At 57.7% G+C, this 21,433-nt stretch carries 18 protein-coding genes; 17 read left to right on the forward strand and 1 reads right to left on the reverse strand.

The window, feature by feature from the left end:
• Positions 1 to 55 precede the first annotated feature (55 nt).
• Positions 56 to 670 (reverse strand): hypothetical protein, encoded by a 615-nt coding sequence (locus ACIPF8_RS02265; RefSeq protein ID WP_400416861.1) that lies wholly within the window; start codon positions 668 to 670, stop codon positions 56 to 58.
• 752 nt (positions 671 to 1,422) lie between these two features.
• Between ACIPF8_RS02265 and ACIPF8_RS02270 the strand changes: the two genes are divergently transcribed.
• From ACIPF8_RS02270 to ACIPF8_RS02350, 17 genes are all read left to right on the forward strand, one after another.
• Positions 1,423 to 2,295, forward strand: coding sequence for a DMT family transporter (locus ACIPF8_RS02270; RefSeq protein WP_400416862.1), 873 nt, complete (start codon positions 1,423 to 1,425; stop codon positions 2,293 to 2,295).
• A 213-nt stretch (positions 2,296 to 2,508) separates the two neighbouring features.
• Entirely contained in the window at positions 2,509 to 3,909 is a 1,401-nt protein-coding gene (gene leuC, locus ACIPF8_RS02275; RefSeq protein WP_400416863.1) for a 3-isopropylmalate dehydratase large subunit, read from the forward strand.
• 36 nt (positions 3,910 to 3,945) lie between these two features.
• Positions 3,946 to 4,068: an entericidin A/B family lipoprotein gene (locus ACIPF8_RS02280; protein WP_400416864.1), complete on the forward strand. Its 123-nt coding sequence runs from the start codon at positions 3,946 to 3,948 to the stop codon at positions 4,066 to 4,068.
• Positions 4,069 to 4,152: 84 nt separating this feature from the next.
• Entirely contained in the window at positions 4,153 to 4,800 is a 648-nt protein-coding gene (gene leuD / locus ACIPF8_RS02285) for a 3-isopropylmalate dehydratase small subunit (protein WP_400416865.1), read from the forward strand.
• 59 nt (positions 4,801 to 4,859) lie between these two features.
• Positions 4,860 to 5,930 (forward strand): 3-isopropylmalate dehydrogenase, encoded by a 1,071-nt coding sequence (leuB, locus tag ACIPF8_RS02290; RefSeq protein ID WP_400416866.1) that lies wholly within the window; start codon positions 4,860 to 4,862, stop codon positions 5,928 to 5,930.
• Positions 5,931 to 5,996: 66 nt separating this feature from the next.
• Positions 5,997 to 7,130: an aspartate-semialdehyde dehydrogenase gene (gene asd / locus ACIPF8_RS02295; protein ID WP_061535314.1), complete on the forward strand. Its 1,134-nt coding sequence runs from the start codon at positions 5,997 to 5,999 to the stop codon at positions 7,128 to 7,130.
• A gap of 238 nt (positions 7,131 to 7,368) precedes the next feature.
• Positions 7,369 to 10,368, forward strand: a complete 3,000-nt coding sequence (locus tag ACIPF8_RS02300) for a FimV/HubP family polar landmark protein (RefSeq protein WP_400416867.1) — start codon at positions 7,369 to 7,371, stop codon at positions 10,366 to 10,368.
• Between the two features lie 106 nt (positions 10,369 to 10,474).
• The gene (gene truA / locus ACIPF8_RS02305; RefSeq protein ID WP_400416868.1) at positions 10,475 to 11,299 is read left to right on the forward strand and encodes a tRNA pseudouridine(38-40) synthase TruA; all 825 of its coding nucleotides are present in this window, start codon (positions 10,475 to 10,477) and stop codon (positions 11,297 to 11,299) included.
• A 96-nt stretch (positions 11,300 to 11,395) separates the two neighbouring features.
• Positions 11,396 to 12,082: a phosphoribosylanthranilate isomerase gene (locus ACIPF8_RS02310; protein ID WP_400417012.1), complete on the forward strand. Its 687-nt coding sequence runs from the start codon at positions 11,396 to 11,398 to the stop codon at positions 12,080 to 12,082.
• 75 nt (positions 12,083 to 12,157) lie between these two features.
• Positions 12,158 to 13,423 carry a tryptophan synthase subunit beta gene (trpB, locus tag ACIPF8_RS02315; protein ID WP_400416869.1) on the forward strand — a complete coding sequence of 422 codons (1,266 nt, stop codon included), beginning with the start codon at positions 12,158 to 12,160 and terminating at the stop codon, positions 13,421 to 13,423.
• A 101-nt stretch (positions 13,424 to 13,524) separates the two neighbouring features.
• Positions 13,525 to 14,322 carry a tryptophan synthase subunit alpha gene (trpA, locus tag ACIPF8_RS02320; RefSeq protein WP_400416870.1) on the forward strand — a complete coding sequence of 266 codons (798 nt, stop codon included), beginning with the start codon at positions 13,525 to 13,527 and terminating at the stop codon, positions 14,320 to 14,322.
• A gap of 190 nt (positions 14,323 to 14,512) precedes the next feature.
• Positions 14,513 to 15,385, forward strand: a complete 873-nt coding sequence (gene accD / locus ACIPF8_RS02325) for an acetyl-CoA carboxylase, carboxyltransferase subunit beta (protein ID WP_400416871.1) — start codon at positions 14,513 to 14,515, stop codon at positions 15,383 to 15,385.
• Between the two features lie 124 nt (positions 15,386 to 15,509).
• Positions 15,510 to 16,811: a bifunctional tetrahydrofolate synthase/dihydrofolate synthase gene (folC, locus tag ACIPF8_RS02330; RefSeq protein WP_400417013.1), complete on the forward strand. Its 1,302-nt coding sequence runs from the start codon at positions 15,510 to 15,512 to the stop codon at positions 16,809 to 16,811.
• A gap of 51 nt (positions 16,812 to 16,862) precedes the next feature.
• A complete protein-coding gene (locus ACIPF8_RS02335) occupies positions 16,863 to 17,804 on the forward strand; it encodes an SPOR domain-containing protein (RefSeq protein WP_400416872.1) in 942 nt (313 codons plus the stop codon).
• 91 nt (positions 17,805 to 17,895) lie between these two features.
• Complete coding sequence (locus ACIPF8_RS02340) at positions 17,896 to 18,384, forward strand: CvpA family protein (RefSeq protein ID WP_400416873.1); 489 nt, start codon at positions 17,896 to 17,898, stop codon at positions 18,382 to 18,384.
• Between the two features lie 80 nt (positions 18,385 to 18,464).
• Complete coding sequence (purF, locus tag ACIPF8_RS02345; RefSeq protein WP_400416874.1) at positions 18,465 to 19,982, forward strand: amidophosphoribosyltransferase; 1,518 nt, start codon at positions 18,465 to 18,467, stop codon at positions 19,980 to 19,982.
• A gap of 160 nt (positions 19,983 to 20,142) precedes the next feature.
• A complete protein-coding gene (locus tag ACIPF8_RS02350) occupies positions 20,143 to 21,378 on the forward strand; it encodes a cystathionine gamma-synthase family protein (protein ID WP_400416875.1) in 1,236 nt (411 codons plus the stop codon).
• Positions 21,379 to 21,433: the final 55 nt, after the last annotated feature.

Consider the following 21,433-nt stretch of genomic DNA (forward strand, 5'->3'; position numbering starts at 1 on the left):
AGGGAAGGGGTCCTTCCCTCTCGCAACTCATCGGTAACCGAGCCGTTGCTTGCCGTTATTTTCCGGCGCTTACATGCGAGCTTGCGTTGCCGCCGTCACCGCCGCTGCCTGCTGTAGCATTGCCGGAAGAGCCGCCACCTGCGAACACGAAGTTGCCTGCAGAACCGCCGGCGTTGTACCCGCCGGTATTGGCGCTTGAGGCACCTGTGCTGGAAGTAGCTGAGCCGCCACCAGCAAGTGCATTGCCGTTTGCAGCTTGGACATTGCCTGCAGTGCTACCGGAACCGGAGCCGCCGCCATTAGCGCTGCCAAACAATGCGCCACCACCGTTGCCGCCTTGCGAGCTGCTGCCGGTTGTGCCACCCGATTTGGTGTCGCCGCCATTTGCCTTGCCACCGCCAGCAGCAGTCAGGTTGCCGCCGCTAGTGGCTGTGCCACCGGTAATGGTTTGGCTTGCATTGCCACCAGTTGCTTTGCCCCCTGTTGCCGAGCCACCTGTTGCGCTGCCCGAAGTTGCCGAACCGCCAGCGCCACCGTTACCGCCAATCGATACGCCAACTGCAGTGCTGGTGGTGTTAGTGGTTTTCGAGCCGGATGAACCCCATGAATGAGCGAATGCAGAGACAGCGAACAGCGACATGATTGATGCGGCAATAATTTGCTTTTTCATTTCTGTTTCTCCTTGGAGTGGGGGCATCATTCACTAGAGTGTCTTGTTTGTGCGCCCCTAGCCACAAACAAGCGTTACTACAGATGAAGTGCATGCCAGCAACGTGTTGCGTCGCGAAGCTCCGTTTCATTGGAGCTAGCTTCCCTTGCGACAACAGACGTTGCGGATGTCTCATCAAGCCAGAACGAAAATGTCTTTTTTCGACAAGGCCGAGCGTGATCGAATCGTGAGATGAAGAAACTGATCAGCGCTGGACTCGAGGAGCGAGCACATTTGCGTTGATCTGATAATAGGATTGCAAAACAGAGTGTTTACGACAAAACCTTGTCTGGTTCGGACACCGCATTTGGCGGAGATGGATATTTTTTTCCATGTCGGCGCGATGTGAGCGCTAACAAAAAATGTAAAAAATGACAGTACATTCGCAGCATCTCCAAGGCCGACGATTTCATTAGTGATGGGTGGAAATTTAATCGCGAAATGCGATGTCCGATTTTGACAAGGTGCCGCAAACAACGAGTTGCTTGTCTGGATTTGGAAGATGTGATGGTGTGTCGATGCGTATTTGATGGCAGGCGCAGTTGCGCCCAACAAGCTGCAACGCCTTTGCCATTGCGGCTCTCGCAGTTGGCGTGGAAATACCGGTAAGCCAATTGCGAAACGAATTTTTCACGTATGGCGCGTAATCGGATATATTGCCGCATGCAAATGCAGCGTCTCACCGACACCCAACTTCAAACGACATCCCTCCCATGAATATCGCCGAACTGCTTTTTCTCGCTGCCATTTGGGGCGCATCATTTCTTTTCATGCGCGTAGGAGCGCCGGAGTTTGGGCCGGTGCCGTTGATTGCATTGCGTGTCGGCATCGCCGCGCTGGTGCTGTTGCCGGTGATGCGTTCCGCCGCGGCCCGCAGTCACATGCGTAGCAAAGCCTGGCCGCTGTTGGTGGTCGGTGTCGCCAATTCGGCGCTGCCATTTTCCTTGTTCGCCTATTCGACCTTGCATGTCAGCGCCGGCTTCGATTCGATCTTGAATGCGACCACGCCGCTGTGGACCGGCCTGATTGCATTCCTGTGGTTGAAGGCGCCGATGAGCAGGGCGCAAGCGCTCGGCATGCTGGTCGGCATGATCGGCGTCATTACATTGGTGTGGGACAAGATCGGCGAGGGCTTGCCTAGCGTCTGGCTGGCGATTGGCGCAGTGTTGCTGGCAACCTTGTCGTACGGCTTCGCCATCAACTATTCGAAAACCCGGCTGGCCGGCGTGCCGCCATTTGTAGTGGCGTTCGGCAGCCAGTTTTTTGCGACCCTGGTGTTGTTGCCGCTGGCGATCTGCTACTGGCCGACCGCTGCGGTATCTGCCACTGCCTGGTATGCGGTGCTGGCGCTGGGTGTGGTGTGTACCGGCGTTGCCTATGCAATTTTTTACCGCTTGCTGGAACATGCCGGCGCGGCTTATGCAGCATCGGTGACTTTCCTGATCCCAATCTTTGGCGTGATCTGGGGTGCGTTGTTCCTGCACGAGCAGGTTACCGTTACCATGCTGCTGGGCTGCCTGATCGTACTGTTTGGCACCGCCTTGGCGACCGGCAAGCTCAATCTGATGCGCCTGCTCAAGTCCTAAGTCACTTTATTTTGATCGCACTGCACTGTAGGGGTTTTCCCGCTTAAGGCTTGATTTTTCCCGGTTCGCGGACGGACCGGCATGTGATGATCTGCAACGCGGCAGGCATCCATATGTGGTTTTCGAGGCTTGAAGGCTATTAGAGGGCTGCTTCTATGGCATAATCAAGAGCTAAATTCACTGTTTTGCGCGGCCTCGAACCCGCCCCGGATCATGCTTAAAACGCTCTACGACAAACTTTGGGAATCCCACGTCGTCCATACCGAACAGGATGGCACGGCGATTCTGTATATCGATCGGCATCTTTTGCACGAGGTCACCAGCCCTCAAGCGTTCGAAGGACTCAAGCTAGCCGGGCGCAAGCCTTGGCGGCTGCCGGCCAACCTGATGGTGGCCGATCATAACGTCCCGACCACCGATCGCGCCAACGGTATTGCCGATCCGATTTCGCGTTTGCAGGTTGAAACCCTGGACGCCAACGCCAAGAGCTACGGCCTGACCTATTTCGGCATGAACGATCACCGCCAGGGCATTGTCCACGTCATCGGGCCTGAACAGGGCGCAACGCTGCCCGGCATGACCGTGGTCTGCGGCGATTCGCATACCTCAACCCACGGCGCCTTCGGCTGCCTGGCGCATGGCATCGGCACTTCCGAAGTCGAGCACGTGCTGGCGACGCAAACCTTGCTGGCCAAGAAGTCCAAGTCGATGCTGGTGCAGGTCGATGGTGCGATTCCTAACGGCGTGACCGCCAAGGATATCGTGCTGGCCGTGATCGGTCAGATCGGCACTGCAGGCGGCACCGGCTACGCGATCGAATTCGCCGGTACTGCAATTCGGGCGCTGTCGATGGAAGGCCGCATGACGGTCTGCAACATGGCGATCGAAGCCGGCGCGCGCGCCGGCATGATCGCGGTTGACGACACCACGCTCAACTACGTCAAGGGCCGGCCGTTTTCGCCGGTCGGGCCGCACTGGGAGCGCGCCGTCTCGTACTGGCGCACGCTGCATTCCGATCCGGGCGCTAAATTCGACATGGTGGTGACCCTGAACGCCGCCGAAATCAAGCCGCAGGTAACCTGGGGCACATCGCCCGAGATGGTGGTGGCGGTTGACGGCCGGGTGCCGGATCCGGACAAGGAAAAAGATCCAACCAAGCGCGACGGCATGGAAAAGGCATTGGCCTATATGGCGCTCAAGCCAAACACCGCGATCGAAGATATCCGTATCGACAAGGTATTCATCGGCTCATGCACCAATTCGCGGATCGAAGATTTGCGCGCGGCAGCTGCCGTGGTGCGCGGCAAGTTCCGCGCTTCCAATGTCAAGCTGGCGATGGTGGTGCCGGGTTCCGGACTGGTCAAGGAGCAGGCTGAACGTGAAGGCCTGGATCGCATTTTCAAGGACGCCGGCTTTGAGTGGCGTGAGCCGGGCTGTTCGATGTGTCTGGCGATGAATGCCGACCGTCTCGAGCCGGGTGAGCGCTGTGCTTCAACCTCGAACCGCAATTTCGAAGGACGGCAAGGCGCCGGTGGCCGCACCCATCTGGTCAGCCCGGCGATGGCCGCGGCGGCAGGCATTGCCGGCCATTTCGTCGACGTGCGTTCACTTTGATCTTGTTATAAAACAGTTGCAGAAGGACTCTGGAAGATGAGAAAAGTAGCTACGCTATGTGTGTTGCTGATTGCTGGAGTGGTACTGTCGGCGTGCAATACAGTTCACGGTTTTGGCCAGGACATGGAACGCGTCGGCGAGAAAATTCAAGGCAAGTAGGCTGGCAAATAGGTTGGCAAGGTTGCCGCATGTGATGCCACCTTTTATGTGCCATGTGGCGCACTATTATTGGAATGAAATAGCATGAATAAATTTACTGTTCTCGATGGCTTGGTGGCGCCGCTGGATCGCGCCAATGTCGATACCGATGCGATTATCCCGAAGCAGTTTCTGAAATCGATTCAACGCACCGGTTTCGGCCCTAACCTGTTCGACGAATGGCGTTACCTGGACCATGGCGAGCCTGGCATGGACAATTCGCGCCGTCCGTTGAATCCGGATTTCGTGTTGAACCAGCAGCGCTACCAAGGCGCGTCGATTTTGCTGACCCGTAAGAATTTTGGTTGCGGATCCTCGCGTGAGCATGCGCCGTGGGCACTCGATCAGTACGGATTCCGCGCCGTGATCGCGCCGAGTTTTGCCGATATTTTCTTCAATAACTGCTTCAAGAACGGCCTGCTGCCTATCGTGCTGCCGGAAACCCAGATCGATCGCCTGTTCGATGAGGTCAAGGCGTTCCCGGGCTTCCGTCTGTTGGTCGATCTGGAAAAACAACTGGTCACGACTGCCAACGGCAACATCAGCTATCCGTTCGAGATCGGTGAGTTCCGCAAGTACTGCCTGCTCAACGGCCTCGACGACATCGGCTTGACCTTGCGCCAGGCCGACAAGATTCGTGATTTTGAAGAGCGGCACCTGTTTGCGCAGCCTTGGCTGGCCAACACGATTTAAATCAGTATTGCGCAGCATCGGTAACGAATATTTTTTGAATTTTTCAATCTCGGGAAAAAATGAAGATAGCAATTTTGCCAGGCGATGGCATCGGTACGGAAATCATTGATCAAGCGGTCAATGTGTTGAATGCACTTGGCGAAAAATTCGAACTGGAAAGCGCTCCGGTCGGTGGCGCCGGCTATGCCGCGCATGGTCATCCGCTGCCGGAGGGCACGCTGAAACTGGCGAAGGAAGCCGATGCGATCCTGTTCGGCGCCGTCGGCGACTGGCAGTACGACAACCTGGAGCGCTCGTTGCGCCCGGAGCAGGCGATCCTCGGCCTGCGCAAGCACCTCGGTCTGTTCGCCAACCTGCGTCCGGCGATCCTGTATCCGGAACTGGCCAATGCATCGACATTGAAGCCGGAAGTGGTGTCCGGACTGGATATCCTGATCATCCGTGAACTTACCGGCGACGTTTATTTCGGCCAGCCGCGCGGTGTCCGCACCGCACCGGATGGCGCTTTCAAGGGCGAACGCGAAGGTTTCGACACCATGCGCTACGCCGAGCCGGAAATCCGCCGTATCGCCCACGTTGCCTTCCAGGCAGCGCAAAAGCGCGACAAGCGCCTGACCAGCGTCGATAAGGCCAATGTGCTGGAAACTTTCCAGTTCTGGAGAGATATCGTCACTGAAGTACATCAGGAATATCCTGACGTTGCGCTGGACCACATGTATATCGACAACGCTGCGATGCAGCTGGTGCGCGCGCCGAAGAAATTTGACGTCATCGTCACCGGCAACATGTTCGGCGATATTTTGTCGGACCAGGCCGCCATGCTGACCGGTTCGATCGGCATGCTGCCGTCGGCATCGCTGGACGCCAACAACAAGGGCTTGTACGAGCCGTCGCACGGTTCGGCGCCGGATATCGCTGGCAAGAATATCGCCAATCCGCTGGCGACCATCCTGTCGGCGGCAATGATGCTGCGCTTCTCGCTGAACAAGGCGGAGCAGGCCGATCGTATCGACAACGCGGTCAAGAAAGTGCTGGCGCAAGGTTTACGTACTGCTGACATTTATGAAGCAGGTACTACCAAGGTCGGCACCATCGAAATGGGTGCGGCTGTGGTCAAGGCGCTGGGATAAAAGAATTTGGCAGGTGGGTCTGCCGTGGAGTACGGGGCTTTTCCCCGATTTTGTTAGGGAATCATGATGAAACTGGTTGGTTTGGTCGGTTGGCGTGGCATGGTGGGTTCGGTCTTGTTGCAGCGTATGCAAGAAGAGGGCGATTTCGCCCATATCGAACCGGTATTTTTCTCAACTTCAAATGCCGGCGGTAAAGCACCGGCACTGGCGAAAAACGAAACAACGTTAAAAGACGCCACCGATATTGAAGCGTTGAAAAAATGCGACATCATTATTACCTGCCAAGGCGGCGACTACACCAGCGAGATTTTCCCGCAGTTGCGCGCGGCCGGCTGGAATGGCTACTGGATTGACGCCGCTTCGACGCTGCGCATGAAGGACGACGCCATCATCGTGCTCGATCCGGTCAACCTGGACGTGATCAAGGACGGCCTGAAGCGCGGCGTCAAGAACTACATCGGCGGCAACTGCACGGTGTCCTGCATGATGATGGGCCTGGGCGGCCTGTTCCAGCACGACCTGATCGAGTGGATGACCTCCATGACCTATCAGGCTGCATCCGGCGGTGGCGCCCAGCACATGCGTGAGCTGCTGACACAGTTCGGTTCGATCAATGCCGAAGTCAAGGCATTGCTGGACGATCCGAAATCGGCCATCCTGGAAATCGATCGCAAGGTGCTCGGCAAGCAGCATTCGATGTCGGCTGACGAAACCAAGCAGTTCGGCGTGCCGCTCGGCGGCAACCTGATTCCCTGGATCGACAAGGACCTGGGTGGCGGCCTGTCGAAGGAAGAGTGGAAAGCCGGCGCCGAAACCAACAAGATCCTTGGCCGTGGCGAAGGTTTCAGCAATGGCGGCAAGGCAATTCCGGTGGATGGCCTGTGCATCCGCATCGGCGCCATGCGCTGTCATTCCCAGGCATTGACCATCAAGCTGAAGAAAGACGTGCCGCTGGATGAAATCAATGACATCATCGCCAGCAACAACCAGTGGGTGAAGCTGGTGCCGAATGAGCGCGAGGCCTCGATGCGCGACCTGACGCCTGCCGCCGTGACCGGCAGCCTGACAATTCCTGTCGGTCGTCTGCGTAAATTGCAGATGGGTGGCGAATATTTGTCAGCATTTACCGTCGGCGACCAATTATTGTGGGGTGCCGCCGAGCCACTGCGTCGCATGTTGCGGATCGTCCTTGATACCTGACTTGTCGCAGTAGTTGTGATATTGTTGCCGACTTGCAAGATAGCCCGCTAAGTACTTCCCCAATGAAGCTCTTAGCGGGCTTGCCGTATCTTGTCGGTATAACTAATAATCTACCGGCTATTGTTACGACAGCATGTCAATCTAGGTATTGATTTTTAGAAAAACTGGGTACAGTATTTGCTTTCAGCAAGCTTTGTTATTCCATAGACGCCAACGGATAGTCCTAATGCCACACAACATGCACACGAATTCTTCGAATACATTAATTTCCACCGGTTTAAAGACACTCACTGCAGCCGTGGTCTCGGCGTTAATGCTGATCTCCACTGCAGAAGCCGCCGGGTTGGGCAAATTAACCGTGCTGTCCTCGCTGGGACAACCGTTACGGGCAGAGATCGAGCTGACAGCGGTCAGCCCGGATGAGGCTGATGGCCTGGTCGCCAAGCTGGCCAGTCCTGAAACTTATCAACAAGCCAATATTGACTTCAATCCCGCCTTGTTGTCGCTGCAGTTCGCCATCGATCAGCGTAACGGCCGCAAATTCGTCCGTGTGACGTCGAACCAGGCGATGAACGAACCGTTCGTCGATATGCTGATGGAACTCGGCGGCACCAAATCGCGCCTGGTCCGCGAATACACCTTATTACTCGATCCTGCCGGTCAGCGTCAGAATCAGCCAGTCCAACTGGCTGCGCCGGCACCGGCTGCACGCCAGGCTGCCAATGCAAGTTCCAACCGCAGTGTCGCAGCGCCAGTGTCCCAGGCGCCGTCGTTCCAGCCGGCACCCGGTTCGACCATCTCTGATGCGACCCGTGCAGCGGCAGCCAGAGCAGTCGCCAATGCGTCTGGCGGAAGCGCTGCCAAGCCGGCCACGTCGAATGCATCCGGCAACACCGCAGGCGCAGTGGCCAAACCGGCCGCAGCGGCCCCGGCAGCAACGGCTGCCAGCGGCGATTACCATGTGAAAAAAGGCGACACGCTGGTCGGTATCGCCAACGCCAATCTGCCGTCGGGCATTTCGCTCGACCAGATGCTGGTGGCGCTGTATCGCAGCAACGAAGGCGCCTTCGTTGGCAAGAACATGAACCGTTTGCGTTCCGGCCAGATCCTGTCGATTCCGGATGCCGACAGTGCACGCAGCGTCAGCAAATCGGAGGCGCGCGGCGTAGTGCTGGCGCAATCCAAGGATTTCAAGAGCTATCGCAATACCCTGGCTAGCCAGGTTGAAGCGGCTGCGCCGAATCAGGCGGCTGAATCGAAACAAAGCGGTGGCGGCAAGATTACCGCCAAGGTCGAAGAGCAGGCCACGCCTGCCAGCGAATCGAAGGACAAGCTGAAACTGTCGCGTGGCGCTGCCGCAGCGGCAGCTGCAGCAGCCGGCGCTGCTGGTAGCAAGGAAGCTGCCGCAACTGCAGCGACCGAAGAAAAAATTGCGCGTGAAAAGGCTGCGGCTGAGGCCCAGTCGCGCGTCAAGGAACTCGAAAAGAATGTCAGCGATTTGCAAAAGACGCTGGAATTGAAGAACAAGAACCTGGCTGATCTGCAGAACCAGGCTAGCAGTGTGAAAGCTGCGCCGGCAACGCCTGCGGCGGCTCCTGCTGCAGTAGCAGCAACCCCGGCGGCAACGCCTGCAGCAGCGGCAACTCCTGCTGTAGCAACGCCTGCTGCGACAGCACCTGCGGCCGCAGCAGCAGCTACCGCGGCAGCGTCGGTTGCAACTGAAGCGGCTGCGCCAGCTGCGGCACCGGCAGCTTCCGCAGATGCCAGCGCTCCTGCGCCGGCAGCGCCAGTGGTGGCGGCCAAACCTGCTCCAGCAGCAGCGGTAGCCAAGCCGAAGGTGGCGACGTCAGCCCCGGCCGAGCCAAGCTTCATGGACAACCTTACCGAAAATCCATTGCTGTTGCCAGTCGGCGGCGTGTTGGTTGCATTGCTGGCCGGACTCGGTCTGTTCCGCTATCGTCGCAACCGTGCGCGTCAGCAGGCATTCCTGGATAGCAGCGGCGCACCGCTGACCAATTCGGGCCTGAAGGGCAATTCGCTGTTCGGTTCCACCGGCGGCCAAAGCGTCGATACCAAGAACAGCATCTTCAATTCGAATTTCGTACCGTCGGTCAGCCATCTCGACACCAATGTCGATCCGGTCGCCGAGGCAGATGTCTACATCGCCTATGGCCGCGATGCGCAAGCCGAAGAAATCCTCAAGGAAGCCTTGCGCAGCCAGCCGAGCCGTAACGCAATTCGCGTCAAGCTGCTGGAAATCTACGCCAACCGCAAAGACCCGCGCGCATTTGAAATCCTGGCCAGCGAGTTGTACAGCCTGACCCGGGGCGAAGGTGAAGATTGGCAGCAGGCGGCAGCACTCGGCCTGAGTGTCGATCCGACCAATCCTTTGTATGGCGGCGGCAAGCTGCAGGAACAGGTGATTGCAAAAGCTGATTCGATTACTGCGCCGACCCAGCCAATGGATGGCCTCGACTTCAATTCGTTGACCGCGCCGACTGAGCCACAAGCTGCGCCGATTCCAGAGCTGGTCCATACTGCGCCAGTGCAATTGCTGGAGCCGCTGACTGATAACGAACTCGGTAAACATGTAGCAGCAGCGCCAGCGCATGGCAACGACATGGATTTCGATCTGGAAGAGCTTGGCGCTGAAGGTTCGGCTAACCAGAATACCGTGTTGCTGTCGGCTGCGCACGATGCCGGCAAGTCGATGCTCGATTCGCTGGACTTCGAGCTGGACACCAAGGCCCACGCAACGCCAGCCGCGCCTGCCAAGGTTGCTGCTCCTGCGCCTGCCGCAGCGCCGTTGTTCACTGATCTGGAATTCCCGGTCAGCGGCAAGCCGTCGACTTATGAGCCAACGGTTGCGCATATCGATATCCCTGCTGAAACCAAGCCGGTGGTCAAGGCACCTGTAGCGCCGACATACGCCCAGCATTCGGAGCCGATGGTGGCGCCATTGGAATTCAACCTTTCCGGCATGAACCTGGACCTCGATAACGCCGTCCAGGCACATGCTCCGGCCGCAGTTGCAGCAACTGCAGCACCTGTGCACGCAGCGGCTGATAACGTCGCTACTGCAGTCGCCAATCCGGAAATGGCAACCAAGCTGGACCTGGCTGTCGCCTACAAGGAAATCGGCGACAAAGAAGGTGCCCGCGAATTGCTGGAGGAAGTCTTGAAGGGTGGCAGCGGTGAGCAGGTTGAAGCAGCCAAGACGCTGTTGGCCAAGCTGTAAGTGACGAAAACGCGGTAAAAACAGGAAAACAGTAGTACAAAAAAATAGCTTAGTATTTGTTTTCAGCGGGCGCAGCGTTATGCTAGCGCCCGTTTTCATTTTTTTTATGACTGGAGTTGCATTGAAGCGGATCGTTCTCGGCGTGCAGTACGACGGCACTCCCTGGCAAGGATGGCAGACACAGCCTAGCGGCAAGACCGTGCAGGACAGGCTGGAAGCCGCCTTGCAAAAATTCACCCTGACAGCGATCGACACGACTTGTGCCGGACGTACCGATTCCGGCGTGCATGCGCTGGAGCAGGTGGTGCATTTCGACACCGATTTGTCGCGCGAGTCGTTTTCCTGGGTGCGTGGCCTGAATGCCTTCCTGCCGCCGTCGATTGCGGTGCGTTGGTCCCGCGAGCTGCCGCTGGCCGCCGATGCGGACCAGGAAAACCAGTTTCACGCCCGTTTCAGTGCTACTGCGCGTACTTATCATTATCTGCTGTACAACAACCCGATTCGCTCGCCGTTGCTGGAGGGGAAGGCCGGTTGGGTATTTAGGGCGCTGGACGTTGATCTGATGCGTGAAGCGGCGGCACACCTGGTCGGCACCCACGACTTTTCCGCGTTCCGGGCTGTAGAATGCCAGGCCAAATCGCCAGTGCGCACGATGGAAGAGATCCGCATTGAGCGGCGCGGCGACCTGATTGTCTTCAGCCTGCGCGCCAATGCTTTCCTGCATCACATGGTGCGCAATATCGTCGGCTCGTTGATCTATGCCGGCAACGCTAGCAAACCGCCGGAATGGATCGCTGAATTGCTGCAACAGCGCGATCGCAGCCGCGCCGCTCCCACTTTCATGCCGGACGGCTTGTACCTGGCTCAGGTCGCCTACGATCCAAAATGGCAGTTGCCGCAACAGCCGACGGCGTTTTTACCGTGGCTGTAGGTGTTAATACAATTTTATTGTTTATTTATCATTTCGCTCAGAGTGGTATATTGACTGTCTGTGGCAACTTGCTTCCCATGAAATCACCCAGATGAAATACAAAGCACCATGAGCCACCGTACCAGAATCAAGATCTGCGGCCTGACCCGCGAGCAGGATGTCCAGGCGGCCATCGCCGCCGGCGCCGATGCGCTCGGCTTCGTGTTCTATCCGAAGAGTCCGCGCTATGTGACGCCGCAGCAGGCGGCGCGCCTGCTGGCCACGGTACCGCCGTTTATCACCACTGTCGGCTTGTTCGTTAACGCCGAGCCGCAGCAACTGGCCGATATCATTGCCGAGGCGCCGGTGTCATTGTTGCAATTCCATGGCGACGAGACTGCGGCGCACAGTGCCGCGCTGGCGCAGCGGGTCAACCGCCCATTTATACAAGCTATGCGCGTCGGGACTGCTCATGTGCCCGCCGATTTGCTAGAATACGCTCAGGCCTATCGTTCCGGCAGCCGTTTGTTTGCAGGCTTGCTGCTGGATACGCTGGTTGAAGGTTATGGTGGCAGTGGAAAGGTATTTGATTGGTCTCTCATCCCAAAAGAACTCGCGCCTCAGGTCGTTTTAAGTGGTGGCTTGAGCGTGCACAATGCGACTGACGCGGTAAAACGCGTACGTCCTTTTGCGGTCGACATCAGCAGTGGCGTCGAACAGGAAAAGGGCATCAAGGACGCCGCCAAGATCCGCGCATTCATCGATGCGGTACGGCAGGCAGACGCCGATAGCGGCGGCTTATAGTCCGGATTGCCGCGCGCTATTCACGCATTCTCCGCGCGGCACGACAGAGTCAGCACACATACAGAGAGAAATACCATGAAAGAATTCAACCCGCTCGAGCAATACGCCGAGCGCCAAGCTATCGCCAGCACCAGCTTGCGTCAAAGTGCGCAATACAACCTGCCGGACGCCACCGGCCATTTCGGCATGTACGGCGGCAGTTTTGTTTCGGAAACCCTGACATTGGCGCTCTCCGAACTGCAGCAAGCCTATGCCAAATATCAAAATGAGCCGCAATTTCTGGCTGAATTCCATAGCGAACTGAAGCATTATGTCGGCCGTCCCAGCCCGATCTATCACGCCAAGCGCTGGTCCGAACAGATGGGCGGCGCGCAGATCTATTTCAAGCGTGAAGACCTGAACCATACCGGCGCCCACAAGATCAATAACGTGATCGGCCAAGCCTTGCTGGCCAAGCGCATGGGCAAGCCGCGCGTGATCGCGGAAACCGGCGCCGGCCAGCACGGCGTTGCCACGGCAACCATTTGCGCCCGTTTTGGCCTTGAATGCGTGGTCTATATGGGCAGCGAAGACGTCAAGCGGCAAATGCAGAATGTCTATCGGATGAATCTGCTGGGCGCCAAGGTGGTTCCGGTGGAATCCGGCTCGAAGACCTTGAAGGATGCGCTCAACGAAGCCATGCGCGACTGGGTCACCAATGTCGAAGATACGTTCTACATCATCGGCACTGTCGCTGGCCCGCATCCGTATCCGATGATGGTGCGCGATTTCCAATCGGTAATCGGCAACGAATGCCTGGTGCAGATGCCTGAAATGACCGGGCGTCAGCCGGACCACGTGGTTGCCTGCGTTGGCGGCGGCTCGAATGCGATGGGGATTTTTTATCCGTACATCGATCACCACGATGTGCGCCTGGTTGGCGTCGAAGCAGCCGGCGAAGGCCTGGCCAGCGGCAAGCATTCTGCTTCGCTGACGCTTGGTTCGCCGGGCGTGCTGCATGGCAACCGTACTTATCTGCTGCAGGATGAAAACGGCCAGATCATCGAGACCCATTCGATTTCCGCCGGTCTCGATTATCCGGGTGTCGGCCCTGAGCACGCCTGGTTGAAGGATTCCGGCCGCGCCACCTACGAAACCGTGACCGACGATGAAGCACTGGCGGCATTCCATACATGTTGCCGCATCGAAGGGATTATCCCGGCGCTGGAATCGAGCCATGCGCTGGCTTATGCAGCCAAGCTGGCGGCGACCTTGCCGAAGGATAAGATCGTCCTCGCCAATCTGTCCGGCCGCGGCGACAAGGACATGCATACCGTAGCGGAGCGTTTGAAGCTGGACTGATTGCGATCAGTTGTCGGCCTTGTCCGCAGCGGCCCCTCAAGTTCGCTGCGGACTGAAAAAAACACGTAATCCATCGTACGCAACCCATATCAAAAAATACTATGTCCCGAATCCAAGCCACACTGGCCGCTCTCGCTGCAAACAACAAGAAGGGGTTGATCCCTTTCATCACTGCCGGCGATCCGGCGCCTGAATTGACCGTGCCGCTGATGCATGCGCTGGTCCGCGGCGGCGCCGACATCCTTGAATTGGGCGTGCCTTTCTCCGATCCGATGGCGGAAGGCCCGGTCATCCAGCGCGCTTGCGAGCGGGCGCTGAAGTTCGGCGTCAGCCTGCATGATGTGCTCGGCTATGTGCGGCAATTCCGCAAGGACAACAGCAGCACGCCGGTGGTCCTGATGGGCTATGCCAACCCGCTTGAGCGGATGGGCGTCGATGCCTTCATCGCTGCAGCCAAGGAAGCCGGTGTCGACGGCAGTATCGTGGTCGATTATCCGCCCGAGGAGTGCGAGGAATTTGCGGCCAAGATGCAGGCCAACGGCATGGATCCGATCTTCCTGCTGGCGCCGACCTCAACCGAACAGCGGATCCAGCAGGTCGCCAAAGTTGGCGGCGGATTCACGTATTATGTATCGTTGAAGGGTGTTACCGGCGCCGGTAACATTGATACAGCCGAAGTCGCCGCGCGCGTGGCGGCGATCCGCAAACATGTCAAATTGCCAATCGGCGTTGGTTTCGGCATCCGTGATGCGGCCACTGCCAAGGCGGTGGCGCAGGTGTCCGATGCGGTGGTGATCGGTAGCCGGATCATCCAGGAGCTGGAAAATACCCCGCGCGAGCAAGCGGTGGCGGCGGTGGAGAGTTTTCTGTCAGGGATCCGCAAGGCCTTGGATGAATAATTTGTAGTTAAAATTGCAATTTCATCGGGATTTACCGGAATTTGCAGATATTGTTTGGTTTTAGTTGTTGCGGGGCAATTTGTCTTGCTGCGATGGCTCTTAAGCGCAGTCCCGTAAATGTTTTAACTGTTTCGCCGTTTTGGGGTTGAAGGTACAATTCGGCAAGAAAAAATCTGAAGGAGGTCGCTCCATGAGCTGGCTAGAAAAATTACTGCCCCCACGTATTCAGCGCAACGAGTCGGCAACGCGCAAGTCCATCCCTGAGGGATTGTGGGTCAAATGCCCGTCTTGCGAGGCGGTTTTGTATCGCACCGATCTTGAATCGAACATCCACGTTTGCCCGAAATGCAGCCATCACATGCGCATTCGTGCCCGCGAACGCCTGGATGCCTTGCTGGATGCCGGCGGCCGTTATGAAATCGGCCAGGAAACATTGCCGATCGATACCCTCAAGTTCAAGGACAGCAAGAAGTATCCAGACCGCCTGAAAGCGGCAATGGACGCTACCGGCGAAACCGACGCACTGATCGTGCTGGGCGGCTCGATCATGAGCCTGCCGGTCGTCGTCGCCTGCTTTGAATTTGAATTCATGGGCGGCTCGATGGGTTCCGTGGTGGGTGAGCGCTTTGTGCGCGGCGCCCAGGTTGCATTGGAACAGAAAGTGCCGTTCATCTGTATTACCGCCACCGGCGGCGCACGGATGCAGGAAGGCCTGCTGTCCCTGATGCAAATGGCCAAGACCACGTCGATGCTGACCAAGTTGTCGGAAAAGAAATTGCCTTTCATCAGCGTGCTGACCGATCCGACCATGGGTGGCGTGTCCGCTTCGTTCGCCTTCATGGGCGACGTCGTGATCGCTGAGCCGAAGGCGCTGATCGGCTTCGCCGGCCCGCGCGTGATCGAGAATACCGTGCGCGAAAAATTGCCGGAAGGCTTCCAGCGCGCCGAGTTCCTGGTCACCAAGGGCGCTGTCGACATGATTGTCGATCGTCGCAAGATGCGCGAAGAAATTGCGCGTTTGTTGGCGTTGTTGCAAGATCAGCCAGCCGAATCCATCGCTTGATGTGCATTGTGCTGGTCACGGCCTGAACTGTCATCGGTTCGGGCTTTTTGTTTTTTAGGCCGGCTTCGGATTGCTTATTGCAGTTGCCGGAGCAGGCTTTTCGCTGGGTTTTCATATGCCAAACATGCCGCCTAAACCGGTAACGCTCGCCGACTGGCTCACATTGCTTGAGTCACGTCATTTCAAGACCATCGATATGGGCCTAGACCGGGTAGTGCAGGTGAAGGAGCGGCTGCAGCTGCAATTCTCCTGTCCGGTCATCATGGTCGCCGGCACCAATGGCAAGGGATCGACCTGCGCCATGCTGGAGTCGATCCTGCTGCGCGCCGGCTACAAGGTCGGGCTCTACATCAAGCCGCACTTCCTGGATTTCAACGAACGCGCCCGTATCGGCGGCGAATCGGCATCGGATGCAGCGTTGATTGCCAGTTTTGAAGCGGTGGAAGCGCAGCGCGGCGATATTTCGCTGACCTATTTCGAATTCACGACCTTGGCCATCATGCATTTGCTGGCCAATGCCAACCTCGACGTGGTGATCCTCGAAGTCGGCCTTGGCGGTCGGCTGGATGCGGTCAATATTGTCGACGCTGACGTTTCGATCGTCACCAGCGTCGATATCGACCATACCGATTACCTAGGCGATACCCGCGAGAAAATCGGCTTTGAAAAGGCCGGCATCTTCCGCGCCGGCAGAGCTGCCATCTGCAGCGACCCGATGCCGCCGCAATCGCTGATCGATCACGCCAATGCGATTGGCGCCGACCTGTGGCTGATGGGGCGTGATTTCAACTATACCGGCGACAAGCAGCAATGGAACTACGGCGGCCGCGGCCAGCGCCGCAATTCACTCGGTTATCCCAGCCTGCGCGGGGCCAATCAGTTGCTGAATGCATCGGCGGCATTGGCTGCATTGGAAGTGCTGCGCGATCGTTTGCCGGTCGGCGCCCAGGAAGTACGCAACGGCTTTGCCATGATGGATCTTCCGGGGCGTTTCCAAGTGCTGCCAGGGCAGCCGCTGGTGATCCTCGACGTCGCACATAATCCGCATGCAGCGGCGACGCTGGCGCAGAATCTCGACAACATGGGCTTCCATCCCTACACCTACGCGGTGTTTGGCGCCATGCTGGACAAGGATATCGAAGGCATCGTCGCCCAGTTGAAGGGCCGCATCGATCATTGGTGCCTGACCGCGTTGCCATTGCCGCGCGCGGCCTCCGGCGAGCAATTGAAAGAACGTTTAGCCGAGGCTGGTGTCCATTCCGGGGACAGCGCCAACGCGGAATCCAGCGTGCTTTCCTTCGATTCTCCTGCAGAAGCCTATGCAAATGCCTTAAGCAGGGCAGGTGAGAATGATAGAATTGTGGTTTTCGGATCATTCCTGACGGTGGCCGGCGTAATGCAAGCCAGGAAATCCGGATTCCACTGACGATTTTCAAGCGGATTCGATTCGGATCCGCCAACTAGCAAAATATATCGCATGGGTTTGTTCTCTTTTCTTCGCAAAAACAAGCAGCAAACCGACCCTGACCAGGGCGTTTACCGTTCCCGGGACGATATCGGAATCGGCCCCGGCGCCGAGCAGCCAGAACTGCCTTTGCGCAGCCGCAAGGCGCGCACCAGCAAGGCGGCCAATCAGCAGAACGAAGCGGTGGATCCGGTGCTGCCGGAAAAGAAACGCGCCCGTCGCCGCCTGGTAGGCGCCGTCGCGCTGGTGTTGGCGGTGGTGATCGTGCTGCCGATGATCCTCGATTCCGAACCGAAATCGCTGCCGGAAGATATTGCCATCCAGATTCCTTCGCGCGACAAGCCGGAAGCCAGCGCTTCTGCCAGCTCCGCTGCGTCAGTGAGCAGTAGCGGCCTTGATAAGCAGGAAGAAATCGTTGATCCGGCCAGCAGCACACCGCCAGCCGCAGCTGCCGTGACTCCGCTGCCTGTCGCTGCACCGGCAACAACGCCGCCGGCAAGCGCCACTGTCAAGCCTGCAGCTCCCGATAACCTTGCTGTTGTCACGCCGCCGGTGCCGAAACCCCCGGTTGCGCCTAAACCCGAAGTGAAGCCAAAGCCGGAAGCCAAACCGAAAGCTGAGGTCAAGAAGCCAGACTCTGTAGCCGACAAGAGTGACGATTCAGCCCGTGCACTGGCGATTCTGGATGGCCATAGCGATGTCGCGCCGGCGCCGGAGAAAAAGCCGGGCAAATTCGTGCTGCAGGTTGCCGCGCTGGAGTCCCAGGACAGGGTCAATGAACTGCAGGGCAAGCTGAAAGACGCCGGCATTCGCTCCTATACGCAAAAAGTGCCGACCGCCAGCGGCGAGCGCATCCGCATTCGTGTCGGTCCGTTCAGCAGCAAGGAAGAAGCTGAAAAAGCACGCGCCAAGCTGGCCAAACTCGGCCTCAACGGCAGTTTGATCCCGGGCTGATAAATGGGAGCTGGTGCGGGGCAGATGCGCGCAGCTTGATTTTCGCGCTATTTGCGCCATATAGATTACTGATCAGAACCCTCCGAGCCGCGTGACAATTTTCGATTATCTGGTGTTGTTCGTGCTGATCTGCTCGGTGGTGATCAGTACTTTGCGCGGCCTGGTGAAGGAAATCCTGTCGCTGGCGAGCTGGGTGATTGCTTTGGTGGTCGCCAACGCATATGGTGAAAATCTGGCAGAATTGCTCCCCGATGCAATTCCCGGAAATGTAACCCGATTAATCGTGGCTTTCCTGGCGCTGTTTATTGGCGTAAGGTTATTAATGATGTTGTTCAGCATGGCTATCAATGCCGTGATCAAGGCCAGTGGTCTGGGAGTGGTGGATCACGGGCTGGGTGTGATATTCGGACTGGCGCGTGGCGTGGTGATCGTGCTGGCGGCAGTCCTGGTGTGTGGCGCTACGGCAATACCGCAACAGCCTTTCTGGCGCGATGCGATGCTGAGCCCGCTGGCGGAAACCGCGGCGCGAACCGTCATCCCCTATTTGCCAGGGGCGTTCGCGAGCCACCTGAAGTTTTGAATTTGCTGTAATGGATTGCCTGCGTCTTCACGCAGCTGCCATTGAGCCGTAACGGATTGTTTATTGTTTAGGAGTCCACCATGTGTGGCATAGTCGGCATCGCTTCCCAAAACCCAGCCAATCAACTCATTTATGATGCCTTGTTGCTTTTGCAACACCGCGGTCAGGATGCGGCAGGGATCGCAACCAATCACGGCAACGGATTTTTCATGCACAAGGCCAACGGCCTGGTGCGCGACGTCTTCCGTACCCGTAACATGCGCTCGCTGCCAGGCAACTACGGCATTGGCCAAGTGCGCTACCCGACCGCCGGCACTGCCAGCGCGGAAGAAGCACAACCGTTTTACGTCAATGCCCCGTTCGGCATCATCCTGGCGCATAACGGCAACCTGACCAACGCTGAGCAGCTGAAGATCGAGATGTTCAAGAACGATCGCCGGCACATCAACACTGATTCCGATACCGAAGTGCTGCTGAACGTGCTCGCGCACGAAATCCAGCAAGCCACGATCGGCTATTCGCTTGATCCTAGCGTGTTGTTCAAGGCGGTCGCCAACGTCCATCGCCGGGTGCGTGGTTCGTATGCAGTGGTGGCGCAGATCGCCGGCCACGGTTTGCTGGCTTTCCGCGATCCTTACGGCATTCGTCCACTGTGCATCGGTGCCAACGAAACCGACAAGGGCACCGAATACGTGGTCGCCAGCGAATCGGTTGCACTGGAAGGCCTGGGCTTCCGTTTCCTGCGCGATGTGATGCCGGGCGAAGCGATTTTCATCGATATCGACGGCCAGATGTACAACCAGCAATGCGCTGAAAATCCAACCCTGAATCCATGCGCGTTTGAGTTCGTCTACCTGGCACGTCCGGATTCGATCATCGACGGCGCCTCGGTGTACGCCACTCGTTTGAAAATGGGTGAGTACCTGGCTGACAAGATCAAGCGCGAATTCCGCAGCGGCGACATCGACGTGGTCATGCCGATCCCCGATTCGTCGCGTCCGGCGGCTATCCAGCTGGCGCTCAAGCTGGGCATCGAGTATCGCGAAGGCTTCATCAAGAACCGTTACATCGGCCGCACCTTCCTGATGCCAGGGCAGGCGATCCGCAAGAAATCGGTACGTCAGAAACTGAATGCGATCGGTTCCGAGTTCAAAGGCAAGACCGTGTTGCTGGTTGATGACTCGATCGTGCGCGGCACTACCAGCCGCGAAATCGTGCAAATGGCGCGCGATTCCGGCGCCAAGCGCGTGATCTTTGCCTCGGCAGCGCCACCGGTCAAGTTCCCGAATGTCTACGGCATCGACATGCCGACCCGCGGCGAACTGATTGCCTACGGCCGTACCGACGAAGAAGTCTGCCGTGAAATTACTGCCGATGCGCTGGTGTACCAGGATATCGATGCGTTGAAGCGTTCGATCTCCGATACCAATCCGCTGCTGCTGAATTTCGAAGCATCCTGCTTTGACGGCAACTACATCACCGGCGATATTTCGCGCGATTACCTCGATCGTATCGAGTTTGCACGGAATAATCCGAAGCCTGAGGCTGAAGAAGGCGTGCGTTCGCAGTTGAATCTGAGCTTGGCACAAGTCGACTGATTTTACTTTCTGAACGTATGCAATATTCAGCTTAAGAAACTGGGCCACGCAAAGCACGAAAGGCACGAAAATATCCGTTAATGACTTCTCTCATTCGGTTTGTTTTTGTGCCTTTCGTGTTTTGGGCGAGACAAAAGGCCCGACAAGTAAAGATCCAAACATGACACAAAAATACGGTTTCACCACCACCATCCTGCACAGCGACCGCCAGAAGACAATCGAGCACGGCGCCCCGCACAAGCCAATCCATACCTCGGTCACCTGGGGCTATAGCGATGCACGCCAGTTGGCTGAAGTGTTCCAGGGCAAGCAATCGGGCTATCGCTATGGACGCCAGGGCAATCCTACTGTCTCGGCATTGGAAGACAAGGTTACCAAGATGGAGGGCGGTCTCGCCACCATCTGTTTCGCGTCCGGCATGGCGGCCATCGGCGCACTGATCCAGGCCTTGTTGCGCGAAGGCGATCATGTAGTGTCTTCGGCATTTTTGTTCGGCAATACCGCCAGCATGTGGCAAACCTTTGGCGCCCAGAGTGGCAAGGTAAGCATGGTTGACGCCACTGATGTGGCGCAAGTGGAAGCTGCGTTGACGCCGGCGACGCGCATGGTGTTCGTCGAAACCATCGCTAATCCGCGTACCCAGGTTGCAGATCTCAAGCGGATCGGCGAGTTGTGCCGCGCGCGCGGGATTCTGTTCGTGGTCGACAACACCATGACTTCGCCTTACCTGTTCCAACCCAAAACGGTTGGCGCCGGCCTGGTGATCAACTCGCTGACCAAATCGATTGGCGGCCATGGCAATGCGCTGGGCGGCGCAGTCACCGATACAGGTTTGTTTGACTGGACCCGTTTTCCGAATATCTACGATGCCTACAAGCGCAACCCGGAAGCGCAGTGGGCGTTGGCGCAAATCCGCGCCAAGAGCCTGCGCGATTTCGGCGCTTCGCTCGGGCCTGAAGCGGCGCATCATATTGCCGTGGGCTCGGAAACCATCGCCTTGCGCATGGAGCGCAGCAGCGCCAGTGCGCTGGCGGTAGCGCAAATGCTGGAAGCCGATCCACGCGTCGCCGCCGTTCACTATCCGGGCCTGGAGTCCCATCCGCAGCATGCCTTGGCGAGTGAATTATTCCGCAGCAGCGGCTATTTGTTCAGTTTTGAATTGAAGCCGGAAATCGATTGTTTCGATTATCTGAATCGTTTGAAGCTGGCGATTTCCGGCACCCACCTGGGCGATAACCGGACGCTGGTGATTGCTGTCGCGCATACCATTTTCTACGAAATGGGCGCAGAGCGGCGCGCCGCCATGGGTATCGGCGAATCGCTGATCCGGGTCTCGATCGGCATTGAAGACACGGCTGATCTGGTGGCGGACTTCAAGCAGGCGTTGCAAGCCTAAACCAGTAGCGGGCAGGAAGAAGAGAGCGGGGTGGTTGCCAGGCAACCGCCCCGTT

The sequence above is a fragment of the Collimonas sp. NPDC087041 genome (assembly GCF_044745265.1).
In the GTDB taxonomy this organism is placed as follows: domain Bacteria; phylum Pseudomonadota; class Gammaproteobacteria; order Burkholderiales; family Burkholderiaceae_D; genus Collimonas.

Bases quoted from the DNA above. Each gene is read 5' to 3' on its own strand.
- ACIPF8_RS02265 (WP_400416861.1), bottom strand. From the start codon at position 670: ATGAAAAAGCAAATTATTGCCGCATCAATCATGTCGCTGTTCGCTGTC.
- ACIPF8_RS02270 (WP_400416862.1), top strand. From the start codon at position 1,423: ATGAATATCGCCGAACTGCTTTTTCTCGCTGCCATTTGGGGCGCATCA.
- leuC (WP_400416863.1), top strand. From the start codon at position 2,509: ATGCTTAAAACGCTCTACGACAAACTTTGGGAATCCCACGTCGTCCAT.
- ACIPF8_RS02280 (WP_400416864.1), top strand. From the start codon at position 3,946: ATGAGAAAAGTAGCTACGCTATGTGTGTTGCTGATTGCTGGAGTGGTA.
- leuD (WP_400416865.1), top strand. From the start codon at position 4,153: ATGAATAAATTTACTGTTCTCGATGGCTTGGTGGCGCCGCTGGATCGC.
- leuB (WP_400416866.1), top strand. From the start codon at position 4,860: ATGAAGATAGCAATTTTGCCAGGCGATGGCATCGGTACGGAAATCATT.
- asd (WP_061535314.1), top strand. From the start codon at position 5,997: ATGAAACTGGTTGGTTTGGTCGGTTGGCGTGGCATGGTGGGTTCGGTC.
- ACIPF8_RS02300 (WP_400416867.1), top strand. From the start codon at position 7,369: ATGCACACGAATTCTTCGAATACATTAATTTCCACCGGTTTAAAGACA.
- truA (WP_400416868.1), top strand. From the start codon at position 10,475: ATGACTGGAGTTGCATTGAAGCGGATCGTTCTCGGCGTGCAGTACGAC.
- trpB (WP_400416869.1), top strand. From the start codon at position 12,158: ATGAAAGAATTCAACCCGCTCGAGCAATACGCCGAGCGCCAAGCTATC.
- trpA (WP_400416870.1), top strand. From the start codon at position 13,525: ATGTCCCGAATCCAAGCCACACTGGCCGCTCTCGCTGCAAACAACAAG.
- accD (WP_400416871.1), top strand. From the start codon at position 14,513: ATGAGCTGGCTAGAAAAATTACTGCCCCCACGTATTCAGCGCAACGAG.
- folC (WP_400417013.1), top strand. From the start codon at position 15,510: ATGCCGCCTAAACCGGTAACGCTCGCCGACTGGCTCACATTGCTTGAG.
- ACIPF8_RS02335 (WP_400416872.1), top strand. From the start codon at position 16,863: ATGGGTTTGTTCTCTTTTCTTCGCAAAAACAAGCAGCAAACCGACCCT.
- purF (WP_400416874.1), top strand. From the start codon at position 18,465: ATGTGTGGCATAGTCGGCATCGCTTCCCAAAACCCAGCCAATCAACTC.
- ACIPF8_RS02350 (WP_400416875.1), top strand. From the start codon at position 20,143: ATGACACAAAAATACGGTTTCACCACCACCATCCTGCACAGCGACCGC.